Origin of the sequence: Lactobacillus sp. CBA3605, assembly GCF_002970915.1 — a bacterium.
In the GTDB taxonomy this organism is placed as follows: domain Bacteria; phylum Bacillota; class Bacilli; order Lactobacillales; family Lactobacillaceae; genus Lactiplantibacillus.
On the sequence record NZ_CP027190.1, the window covers coordinates 1202346 to 1214664 of the forward strand.

Here is a 12319-nt window from a genome sequence, read left to right on the forward strand (position 1 = left end):
CAAATAATTGCTGTAAGAATCTTATCGATTCTTGTCGCAATTATTTTCTTTTGGTCCCATCACGATCAGGTGTTTCAAGCTTCAACCCTCATTTTCTTTAAATTTACCGTAAGAACAGTGAAAACCCAATAAATTCAAGCTTTTATATTTCGAATTTTAGTAAAAATGCGCTATCATTAATACAATGAGTTCTATTTTATGAAATAAATCAACTAATGATACCAATTGTACTTATTAAGGGAGCCCTGCTATGTCAAAATTCAACATTACACTCATCAACGCGGACCGCGCTAAGGCAATGCTGACGGAATATAAAGAACAACGTAACCAGTCAATTCCGCGGTTAGCCCATCCGGGTCGTTACATTTTATCAGATTACAAATTAACGCGGCGGCGGGCGGCTTTCAAAATCGTTAAGCATACCTTTTTAACCCCGCACTATAAATCTTACGTTGCAATGGACTCTGATAACGGTCATACGTTATGGTTTCACAATTTCGGTTCATTAACCGAAGCCTTGTTTTGGTTAGAAACGGGCCTTAAAACTGGTGATACTGATTCACACTCTAACTATAAAGAATGGACCACTAAACATACTGACGAAATCGATACCTTTAAAGAAGATTTGCGTCAACATAAAAAGGCTCATCCCAAAAAGAAAACCAAATAAGCTTAAACAACCTAAGCCTCGGTCCCTCAAACTGTTTTAGTCTGGTGGGCCGAGGCTTAGGTTGTTTTTTATTAAATCAGGGTTTGAGACGGTGGTCTCAAACCCTGATTGTTATTTCATATTTTCATGTACTATCTTATAGAAGACATTTTATCAATCTGTTTCTTGGGCTGATTTTCGAGTGCGCTTGTCACTAGCGTAGTCCGTCTTAGTCGAAATCTCAACATCGCGGGCAATCGCAGTTCGCCGCGCGATCACTGCCGCTTTAGCATTAGCCTTCGCCGCTGCTTTGACCGGATCGGCTGTTAAATCGTGATACAGCGAGTACAACAGGATCAAACAAACCGCAATCAGTGGAAAACCAGACATTGCACAAATCGACTGAATCGCTTTAAAGCCCCCGACTGTCACTAATCCTAGCGAGAATAGTAAGAAAATAACGACCCAGCTCATACGATTGAATCGACTCGGTTGTTGTCCAACTGACAATTCTTTACTGGTAAATGAAGCCGTGATAAAGGCGAATGAAGAAACGGTCGTTGCTAAAAAGATAAAACATGATAGACAATATAACGCCAACATAATCATCTTAAATGGTAACGTTGTTAAAACGGCCGCAATCACCGCAGCTTGACCTTGGGTATTCAAAATGTGCACCAGATTGACAATCCCCATCTTTTGTAAATACAAGGCGTAACCACCCAAAACGGCGTAAAAACTAACACAGCCAAGTGAGCCCCACAATAACATGCCACCTAAAACTTGGCGAATAGTCCGACCACGTGAAATCCGGGCAATAAATAACCCCATCACTGGCATAAAGGATAACCACCAACCCCAATAAAAAATCGTCTGACTCTGCATTGCAGTCATCGCACCATTGGGAGCTGAGTTAAAGCTCAAACTGACAAACTTATTAATAAATAAACCGATACTACTTGTTTCTGAATTCAAAATATAAAAGGTTGGTCCCACGACTAGCACGACGACTAAAAAGCCGATTGCAAGCCAAATATGGGCAGAACTCAAGCGACCAATCCCACGCTTTAACCCATTGAAGACCGCCATCGCAAAAATCACGAAGAGAATGGCAAACAGTCCCAACTTTAAAGTCATAGTATCAGCAATCCCAGTAACTTCACTCAACACTTTTGAAATAACTGGGATTTCCATCCCGACTGAGGTCCCAACTCCTCCCATAATCCCAATGATTACTAAGAAATCAATGACATTACGTGCAAGTCGTTTCCCCATCCCAGGACCCGCTAAAACAGAAATGGCGGCACTAAGCCGTTGCACTTTGACGTGTTTCACATACATGGCATACGAAATTCCAATGGTGGCTGGCGCAAACATCATCCACGCCATTGGTCCCCAATTGAATTGCCCGAGCATGTGTGCATAATTGTAAGCCGAAGCTGAAAACGGCTTTACTCCAAATGAAGGACTCTGTAAATAACGTAAGGGATCCACGATACTCAACATTAAAATACTGGCATCGATCCCCGTGGCATAAACCATGCTGCCCCAATGGAACGTTGAAAATTCCGGCTTGTCTTTGGGACCGCCTAATTTGGTTTTACCTAATTTACTTAAGCCTAAGTAAATGAAAAAGATAAAGTTGATGACATAAACGAGCATGTATAGCCAGCTCATGTTACCGGTCAACCAGTTGAGGATTGACCCCAAGCCGGTCTCTAACGACTTACCCCCGACTAACAGAAACACCGAAGCCGCGGCGAATAAGCCAATCGTCGGCAAATACACCCACCAATCAATATTCTTACTTTTTAAAATAATAAACCTGCTACTGAACATATACTTTCTATATAACTATTCGTGCTTCATCCTACCATGACTGGTAGTCCCCACGCGTTAATTTCCGACTAGCAATCGGTACACCCCTCCGAGTAAAATTCCTGCTCGAAGCACTCAACACCCTCATCATAAGGTTTAAACGGCCTTGCATGACGAACTCTGTTTTTGCTAACTCAAAATCAGTAGCAGAATTTCCTTCTTTCCGTTGGTGAGTTCATCATGCGCCATGTTGACATAAAACTGGACGTGAATCCGTCTTAAATTAATTGCCTCATCTACGTTGGCGTTCACCATATCTTTAGCGCTGATAGCTAGTACCGATGCCGACTGATCTCGTCATCATCGGTACACCACGTAACGATTAATTGTTACATTATCTTGCTAATGGATAACCCCCTTGAACTCAGATAAGTTGTTTTTTGGTTAGCGGCCGATCTTCACAAAAACTGGCCTCATCATACACAAAAAAATCGCACGACAGGGTAACAAGTTACCACCTGTACAGCGCGAGCGTCTTATACAAATGCTGATTTCAGTATTTATTCTGATATCTGATGTTCATGTATTAGTATACTAGTATAATACGATATGTAAAATAAGCACGTTTGCGGACGTTTAAGCCTATCATGTTAGGGTTAACTCGGTTTTTAATGCGCTAAAAAGCCTCAATTTGCAGAAAATTAATTCTTTTTTCTGCAAATTATTAGTTTTTATTTAGAATCATTCTTATCTATTTAAATATGTTCATTTTAATGATAAGCTGTTACTATCAATAAAGAGAACGGTTGCATACCGGTGGAGGAGGAGTTTAACATGCGTCATTATTACAAATTAATTTTAACCATTAGTATTGGTGTCGTTGCTTTAGTTCTACAATTTGGGTTACAACTGCCGTTGGCCGCCCAAGTTATCATTACATTAATGGGAACCATCATGGCCCTATCAATGCTCGTGGAAATGATCAAAACATTGCGTACTGGTAAATATGGTGTTGATTTGCTGGCCATCACTGCAATTGTCGCAACGCTGGCTGTCGGGGAATATTGGGCCAGCTTAGTCGTCTTAATCATGTTGACCGGTGGAGACTCCCTAGAGGATTTCGCTGCTAAGCGTGCCAACACAGAACTAAAAGCCCTACTTGATAACTCACCCCAAGTTGCCCACCGTTTAAGTGCCGGACAATTAACTGATGTTACCGTCAATGCAGTTGCGGTGGGGGATCAATTAGTCGTTAAACCTGGCGAATTAGTGCCCGTCGATGGGCATTTAATTCAAGGAACAGCGTTATTCGATGAATCTTCATTAACGGGGGAATCCAAGCCCATTGAAAAACAAGTTGGCGATGACTTAATGTCCGGCGCCGTAAATGGGGATAGTGCGGTGACTATGTTAGTTGATAAACGCGCCGCTGATAGTCAGTATCAACAGTTAGTCAAGCTAGTCAAAGAATCCGAAGCGCGACCAGCCAAATTTGTCCGGCTAGCCGATCGGTATGCGGTCCCCTTTACACTCGTGGCCTACGTCATTGCCGGAGTTGCGTGGTTATTGAGCGGCGATCCGCATCGCTTTGCAGAAGTCCTAGTGGTCGCCTCGCCTTGTCCATTAATTCTAGCCGCACCAGTCGCATTAGTCTCCGGCATGAGTCGCACTAGTCGGAACGGGATTGTCGTAAAAACCGGTGACATGTTGGAAAAATTAGCAACCGCAAAGTCGGCCGCCTTTGATAAGACAGGCACCATCACCAGCGGCCAGCTAACCGTAAATTCGATTGTGCCACAAGAAACCTTTACCGCGGCGACCGTTTTACATTTGGCCGCCAGCGCGGAACAAAATTCTAGTCATATTTTGGCTCGTTCGATTGTCAAATACGCTAATAAAACACCGCTAAGTCCAGTCACTGATTTAGAAGAAGTCACTGGTAATGGTGTCACAGCGACCGTCGATGGTCATACCGTTAAGGTCGGTAAGCTAAAATTCGTGGCCCCGACAACGACCCAAACGCCATTGACGACAACTGCAATTTATGTGGCAATCGACGAGCACTACGCCGGCTATATTACTTTTATTGACAACGTGCGACCAGAAGCAGCGGCGACCCTCCAGGCCTTACATGCGGGCGGTATTAAAAATATTATGATGCTCTCCGGTGATCAACGTGCGATTGCAGACCGGATTGCCGCTGAAGTCGGGATTGATACCGTTAAAGCCGATTTATTACCGGCCGATAAAATCAAAAATTTACAAGCACTGCCTAAAACCGAACGTCCAGTCATTATGGTCGGTGATGGCGTGAACGATGCGCCCTCACTGGCGGTAGCCGATGTCGGTATTGCGATGGGCGCCCATGGCTCAACCGCAGCCAGTGAATCGGCTGATGTGGTTATTTTGAAAGATGACCTCAGCCGTGTCGTCACCGCCGTTCAGATTTCAAAGGACACGATGCAAGTTGCCAAACAAGCTGTTTGGATTGGGATTGCCATTTGTACCATCCTAATGCTAATCGCCAGTACCGGGATTATCCCAGCACTATTTGGGGCGATGCTGCAAGAAGTTGTCGACACGGTCTCAATCTTATGGGCCTTACGGGCGCTCCGTGACCGCCCTTAACCTAACTTAACTAATGGAGATGTTAACATGCCCCAATGGCTTTTGAACTGGTCTCAAGAATCTTTAATTTTCATTGTTGTCCTTACCTTTGTCGCTGTCGTTCTTTTAAAATTACCCTTACGAACTGCCATCTTAGTCGACTTTGGCTATATGATTATGGTATTCCCATTTACTCGGAAAAAGCGACATCGGCATCAATAAACCAAACCAAAAAGAACGCGCGCAATTTCAAGTTGCGCGCGTTCTTTTTGGTTTGGCACCCATTTAGTGCCGTTCGACTGGAATAAATTTAAATTGATCGTAATCAAACAACCCACGATCAGTTAATTTTAAAGTTGGAATAACTGGTAACGTTAAAAATGACAATGTTATAAAAGGATCAAACGCAATTGGCGTTGCGCATAGCTGATTATAAGCAACCTTAATCGCCGCTAATTGTTGGGCAGCAACCGTATATGAGGCCGTTGACAGTAACCCGCCAATCGCCAATGGCATCATCGCTAAGGACTGTTCAGCGGTTGCCACCGCAATGCCACCATTTGTTTTTGTTAATTGATTAATCGCTTGTAAAATAGCGGCATCCGACGTACCAACTGCCACAATATTATGAGCATCATGCGCCACCGATCCCGCCACAGCGCCTTGTTGTAACTGAAAGCCATGGACCAAGCCCACGCCGACCCGGCCCGTCTGATGATGGCGTTCCACCACCACCATTTTCAAAACATCTTGAGTCAAATCAGCTTGAAATCCGCCAGCCACGACTGGCACTTGCTTCACTAAATGATCTGTTTCAATGTGATTTGGTTGTACCCCAATCACGTTCACATTGCCCGTCGTTAACGGCAACTGCAAATCGGCTAAGGTCGTTTGATGTTGTAGCCGGGTAGCAGTAAATGGCAATGGCTGCGTGGCAGCGGCCGTCGTAACCCAGGTCCCCTTTTTCATGGTACGGGCAATCTGCACCTTTTTTACATCCGTCAATACCACTAAATCAGCCAATTGACCTGGTGTTAAGCTACCACGGTCATTTAACCGATGGGCTTTAGCAGCATGATAACTCGCCATGGTATAGGCTAACGCTGGCCGAATACCACTCGCAATCGCCAGCTTAACGTTGTAATCAATCGAGCCCTCAGTAATTAAGTCAGCAATCGTTTTGTCATCCGTACAAAAAGCAAATCGACCAGCATTAGCTTCGGTCACCGCACCAATCGTCGCTTGCACATCACGTTCGACCGTTCCCTCCCGTAAAAAGACCCACATACCAGCTTTTACCCGTTCTAAGGCTTCGGTCACCGTGGTACATTCGTGATCCGTGTCCAAACCAGCATTGCGCATGACGCCCAATTGATGAGCATTTAATCCGGCCGCATGCCCATCTGCATGGTAACCATGGGCTAATGCATCATGAATCTTAGCCATCGTGTCGGCATCACCGCGCGCAACTGCCCCGTAATCCATCACTTCAGCCAAGCCGTGAACTTCGGGTTCCGCATACAACGGCCGTAAATCAGCCGCATGTAAAGTCGCGCCATTATCATCAAAGGGCACACAGGGTACCGAAGATGGGAGCATAAAACAAACATCCAATAACGTTTGGCGCGCATCGTCAATGAGATACTTTATGCCGGCAACTCCGGCCACATTTGCCAACTCATGCGGGTCAGTCGCCACCGTGGTCACACCATGTTTAAGAAGCACTTTACCAAATTCACTCGGGGCAACCATCGCACTTTCCATATGCACATGCGCATCAATTAGCCCAGGAACCACCCACTGACCGGTCGCATCAACGTGTTGACGTGCTTGATAAGGTTCATTCTTTAGGTTACTGATAATGTGCCCCTGATCAATCCACAAACTGGTCAGTTCAAACTCCCGGGTAAAGACATTCAACACTTTGGCGCCCGTAATTACCATATCCACTGTTTTTGTCACAACGTTCTCCTTCTGCCTATTGGAGAAAGCAAACGGGTCACCACGGCAAAAAGAGCTGTGATGACCCATCGACTCAATTCGCTTATAGTCCAGCATTTACGGTGCTGGGTAGAAACTCGCCATCCTTATCATGGCATTATATAGGCAATTCGTTTATTTTATAAATTTGTTTGTCAGTAACCTTAGCAGACTTCGATTTCAAATGCAACCGCCGCAAGTCTGACTAAGCATTGCTTTACTAACTGGAAGCGTTTATGCTATTAGCAACAGCCAACCTGGCTCATCAAAAAATGTAAGGAGTTCCCTGTCATGAATAATCCAACGATGCTATCTTATATTCGCCGTGAACAAACGGTGCTCGGCCAATTATTGACCGGCTATACCGATCAGACCGACGCCGCCTTGGCACCAGCCCCCACCGAAACCACCCACTGGCTTATTTTAGCAACGGCCTCTAGTTTAAATGCCGCTCGCAGTGCGCAAGGCTACATCCAAAAAATAGCTGCCGTACAAGTAGAAGTGGTCGATGCTGAACACTATCTGAATTATGTGCCCGTCAATCCATTGATTGACACCGTCATTGGGATTTCGCTCAACGGTGAAGATGCCGCCGTCCTCGCTGCGATTCAAAAAGTCAAAGCCCAAACCAACGTCTTTGTTTTAGCTTTGACGAGTCAATTGGACACCTCACTCGTTACATTAGCCGATGCGAACTTCGATCTTTTAACCGGTCACGAAACGAGTCCCTATATCACATTAAGTTATCAAGCCATTTTGCTAAGTCTGATGTTCTTAGGCCTTCGAAGTGCAACTAATCGCCAACTCATCACGCCCTTCTTCGCCAACCAAGAACTAGATGAATTTGGCTTACTAATTGAACACATTAATGAAACCAGCCAACGAGCCAGTGATTTCTACCGTAAATTCACAATTGACTTCGGCTTAGCCCCACAATTTACCAGTATTGGATCCAGTGTGTTAGCTGGCACGCTAGCTGAAGTTCAAACAAAATTCACTGAAATTGTGCGTGTTCCCACCCATGGCTATACCTTAAACGCTTTCACTACTGGCGGTTATCTAGGGACCCATGACAATCATCGACAGTTCTATATTGAACTCAATACGACCCCAAATGTCATGGCAACCTTGCAAGCGGTCAAGACGTATGAATCCCGTCTAACGCCACATATCTATACGATTAGCTTAACTGGTGAACAACCAACTTTAAATGACGAACAAACCTTGCAACTGCATCAAGTTGATGATGCGCTAAAAGCACCTTTATTAGCAATTATCCCGTTCCAAATTCTAGCTTGGTATATTGCTAAAGCTAAGGGTATTAACCTTGCTCATCCAATTTTCACTGACTTTCAAGCTAGTTTACCAAAATAATTAGTTGCTACTAGCGGTTGGGCCAAACCCCAACCGCTTTTTTACCCGCTAATCCATGTTATCCGCTGGCTTTAACGACGCTTTAATCTTGGTCGTTTGACCGACATGGGCTAATCCCAGTCCGGTAAACCCACTGATTAATGACATCACTGGACAAAGTAAACTGAAAAACGCAAATGGCAAGTATTGGATTGTGGGTACGCCCAGGGTAGTCGTTAAAAAGACCCCGCCGACGCCCCATGGGACTAAGTAATTAATAACGGTCCCGCCATCTTCAAGTACCCGGCCCAGTGCCTGATCTGCTAGACCGCCAGCATTAAACGCTTGGCGAAAAGCGCGGCCTGGTAAAATAATGGACAAGAACTGTTCCCCAACTAACACATTAACGCCGATACAAGTGACGATGCCCGCCGTGACCAGCTTACCATCACTAGTTAACCGCTTGGCTAAAGGCGTCATCACCTGGCCAATCAACCCAAACTTCATTAAGAGACCACCTAGTGACAACGTCACCACAATTAGGGCTACCATACTCATCATGCTGACAATTCCACCACGTGACAACAAGGTATCGACACTTTGATTACCCGTTTTGGAGACAAAGCCTGTATTAATAATCGCCGTTAATTTGGTCATGGAGAGCGTCGGTTGTTCAACCAAAATCAACCCTGCTGATACAAAAATATTCAGTAACATCGTTGGAATTGCCGGCATTTTGAACCCTGCACAGATAAAAACCAACACAATTGGCAACAAAGCCAACGCTGAAATACTAAAGTGATGCGTCAAAACCGTCACCGTTTCATTAATTTTCGTCAAACTAGTGCTGCCCGTCGCATGCCCTAAAATGGCAAATAAAATCAGACTGATTCCACCAGCTGGTAAAGTACTCCACAGTAAGTGCTTAATGTGAGCAAATAAATCCGTGGCTACCACGGCTGAAGCCAAATTATTCGTTTCTGACAATGGCGATAATTTGTCGCCGAAAATCCCACCACTAATAATGGCACCGGCCACTAAGGCTGGATTCAAATTCATCGTCACGCCCATGCCGAAGAAGGCAATCCCAACCGTGGAAGTCACCGTAAAAGCGCTCCCCACTGCGGCGCCGACTAACGTACAAACAATGAAAACAGAGGGCAAAAACCAATGGATGTTGATTAACCGAAAACCGATAACCATCAACGTTGGAATCGTCCCTGCTGCAATCCAAGTCGAAATCATCGCGCCAATCAGAATAAAAATAAAAATTGGGATGATACCTTGATCAATGCCTTCTTTAATCCCAGCATTCACGGCGACCCACGGAAAACCTCGGAGCATCGCCCAAGCAGTCACGGCACTCATGGCTAGTAAAACTGGCACTTGTGGTGACAAACCCAGCCCAATTACCCCAAGGCTCATAATTCCTAAGACAACTAACAAGACAATCACTGCTTCAAGCGTACTAATTTTAGGCATTGTATTCGTTTTTTTCATTTTTCCCACTCCTAATCTCATCTGCTGTAACGACCATCGTTAAAGTCAAAAAAATCGTCCCTATTGTTCGTTAGAACAACAGGGACGATTAGACTAGTCGCGGTACCACCCAGATTGAGACTATTCGAAAAGCCTCCACTCACTAGAAGATAACGGCTCTAGTTATTATCCGTTCAGTCTGAAACTCGGTTACCGTATTTCGAACACAACCCCTGATCGGTTCGCAGCACCCACCGACTTCCTGACACTCAGACTTGCTTCTACTTGATGTAACGTTTAACGTTCATTTATTAAGTTGTGGTTAACATTACCACTTACAATTCTAATCGTCAAGCAATTATTTTAATGTGGTTTTAATCTTTCGGCTCAACTGGCGCTTTGACCCCATTAACGACGGCTTGAGGCGCCTGTCCGTTTAAAACCGCAATCGCATTCATAGTCACAATTTTAGCCATCGCATCACGTGCTTCCACCGTGGCATTACCAATATGTGGGGTTAAAACCACGTTCTTTAGCGCTGCGAATCCTGGGGTTAACTGTGGTTCTAATTCATACACATCTAACGCAGCCCCAGCTAATTGCTTGGTTTGTAACTGCGCTAGCAACGCCTTTTCATCCAATAATGGCCCACGAGCTGCATTGATCAAGTAAGCACTTGGACGCATTAAATTAAGTTGTTCAGCACCTAATAAATGTGTCGTCTCAGCAGTCAAAGGCGCATGTAGACTCACAACATCGGCTGTCTTTAGTAACTCTGGTAGCGTTAAATACGTCGCATCTGTCTTACTAGCCGTAAAAACATCTAAGGGTTGGCGTTGATAATACACGATCCGCATGCCAAATGCATGCAATCGTTTCGCAACGGCCTGACCAATGGCTCCCATCCCAATAATTCCCAGCGTCTTGCCGGCAAGTTCGTGGCCCAAGAAGAAACAAGGGGCCCAACCATCAAAGCCCGTCGTTCGCATCACCTGATCACCTTCGACAATCCGGTGCGTCACGGCTAAAATCAATCCAACCGTCACTTCGGCAGTGCTAGCCGTCGAAACTCCGGGCGTATTAGTCACCGCAATCGCCTTGACGGCGGCATAATTCACATCAATGTTATTAAAGCCAGCACCAAAATTAGCAATTAATTTTAACTGAGGCGCTTGATCAATAACCGTTTGATCAACCTTGGTTGATAACGGCGTAATCAGCACCTCAGCATCCGCCACACCGGCAATTAAGTCGGCTTGGCTAATTAGCCCTGGCCCTTGATACATCTCGGGTTGATACCCAGCTGCTTTTAAAGCTTCAATCCCACTCGCTGGAATAACTGCTGAAATAAAAATTTTTGCCATGGTTGGCAACTTCCTTTCTACAACGAAAGGGCCTCGCTTAGTTTAGCGCTGACCCTTTAAAAATCGACTACTGACTATCCTTTATCACCACAAAAATGAAATCATGGATTTTGCCACTTGGGGATTCTGGTTTAGCGCACAATGAGCCGCCGTGGCTCCACTATAGAAGTCTTCTTGATATTGTGCTAATTTATTCCGTAATAAATAACTAACCGAGCGGGCCGAAGCCACCGAAACAAAGCCGTCATTGTTGAAGCCATTATCCGTATCTCCAATAACATTCAATAGCTTGACGTGTTGCGGAAAATTTTGTCGCTGCTTCAACATCGCTGCAAAATGTTGTGAAAACCGGACCGGCTTTGCGGCAACGGTCTGAGTTTGTGCCTCAGTCTCAGCATTCAGATAACCTGTCAAACCATCAAAAGGCCCCGCAATCGTGACAACTTTCTGTAAGGTAGGCAACGCCTGATCAGTACCATACTTCAGGGCCTGATTCACAATATCATTGGCACCTAACGAATGACCCACAGCATTATAGCTAGTCACGCCATATTTTGTTTTCAATTGAACTAACACTTGGTGTAGCCAATAAATCTGTGTTTTTTGCGGCGCATGATTATCTTGAAAGACCACCTGAACCATCGGATTCTTAATGGACTTGTGCCAGTAACCCTTAAACGCCATCACCCCATCTTTATAAACGTGGACGACCAACGCTTTTTGAGCCGCTCCCGCTTGTTCAGCCTGCTTAATCAAATAATTAGTCGATCCTGCACCACCATTATAACCATGTAAAAAGACAGTTGCCGTGCGCGACTTTTGGTAGCGTTGATTTAAACCGACCGCAGCTGTTGGTTGTACTTGACTGGTCACCTTTGTGATTTTAGTCTGATTACCACCAGCCCCAATGAGCACAACCGTTGCACCGATTACAAACGCCAACAGTAAAAATTGAACGGCCGTTCTAAATCGCTTCACCAAAAGTCACCGCTTCCCCCATCATCATTTATCAGTCCTATTCTTATGATTGCTTAATTAATATTGTAATGTTTCCATTATGCCACAAAAC

The 12319-nt window shown here is 44.9% G+C and carries 9 protein-coding genes and 1 riboswitch; of the genes, 4 read left to right on the forward strand and 5 right to left on the reverse strand.

The annotated features are described in order from the left end of the window. Positions 1–250: 250 nt before the first annotated feature. Positions 251–670 carry a hypothetical protein gene (locus tag C5Z25_RS05895; protein WP_105451789.1) on the forward strand — a complete coding sequence of 140 codons (420 nt, stop codon included), beginning with the start codon at positions 251–253 and terminating at the stop codon, positions 668–670. Between the two features lie 153 nt (positions 671–823). Here C5Z25_RS05895 and C5Z25_RS05900 read toward each other — a convergent pair whose 3' ends face one another. Further along, positions 824–2488: a BCCT family transporter gene (locus C5Z25_RS05900; RefSeq protein ID WP_105451790.1), complete on the reverse strand. Its 1665-nt coding sequence runs from the start codon at positions 2486–2488 to the stop codon at positions 824–826. An 813-nt stretch (positions 2489–3301) separates the two neighbouring features. Between C5Z25_RS05900 and C5Z25_RS05905 the strand changes: the two genes are divergently transcribed. Continuing rightward, the gene (locus tag C5Z25_RS05905) at positions 3302–5095 is read left to right on the forward strand and encodes a heavy metal translocating P-type ATPase (RefSeq protein WP_105451791.1); all 1794 of its coding nucleotides are present in this window, start codon (positions 3302–3304) and stop codon (positions 5093–5095) included. A gap of 27 nt (positions 5096–5122) precedes the next feature. Further along, positions 5123–5296, forward strand: coding sequence for a hypothetical protein (locus tag C5Z25_RS12575; RefSeq protein ID WP_199774937.1), 174 nt, complete (start codon positions 5123–5125; stop codon positions 5294–5296). 63 nt (positions 5297–5359) lie between these two features. Here the strand turns inward: C5Z25_RS12575 and ade are convergent, their stop codons facing one another. Next, positions 5360–7036 (reverse strand): adenine deaminase, encoded by a 1677-nt coding sequence (gene ade / locus C5Z25_RS05910; RefSeq protein WP_105451792.1) that lies wholly within the window; start codon positions 7034–7036, stop codon positions 5360–5362. Positions 7037–7101: 65 nt separating this feature from the next. Continuing rightward, positions 7102–7200: riboswitch (purine riboswitch) on the reverse strand. A 145-nt stretch (positions 7201–7345) separates the two neighbouring features. On the opposite strand from ade, the gene C5Z25_RS05915 reads away from it, so the two are divergent. Beyond that, positions 7346–8428, forward strand: a complete 1083-nt coding sequence (locus C5Z25_RS05915) for an SIS domain-containing protein (protein ID WP_105451793.1) — start codon at positions 7346–7348, stop codon at positions 8426–8428. Between the two features lie 48 nt (positions 8429–8476). Here the strand turns inward: C5Z25_RS05915 and C5Z25_RS05920 are convergent, their stop codons facing one another. The 3 genes from C5Z25_RS05920 to C5Z25_RS05930 all read right to left on the reverse strand — a co-directional run bounded on the left by C5Z25_RS05920 (position 8477) and on the right by C5Z25_RS05930 (position 12228). Further along, the gene (locus C5Z25_RS05920; RefSeq protein ID WP_199774938.1) at positions 8477–9907 is read right to left on the reverse strand and encodes a Na+/H+ antiporter NhaC family protein; all 1431 of its coding nucleotides are present in this window, start codon (positions 9905–9907) and stop codon (positions 8477–8479) included. A gap of 353 nt (positions 9908–10260) precedes the next feature. Beyond that, the gene (locus C5Z25_RS05925; protein WP_105451794.1) at positions 10261–11250 is read right to left on the reverse strand and encodes a 2-hydroxyacid dehydrogenase family protein; all 990 of its coding nucleotides are present in this window, start codon (positions 11248–11250) and stop codon (positions 10261–10263) included. Positions 11251–11334: 84 nt separating this feature from the next. Next, positions 11335–12228: an alpha/beta hydrolase gene (locus C5Z25_RS05930; RefSeq protein ID WP_234002798.1), complete on the reverse strand. Its 894-nt coding sequence runs from the start codon at positions 12226–12228 to the stop codon at positions 11335–11337. Positions 12229–12319: the final 91 nt, after the last annotated feature.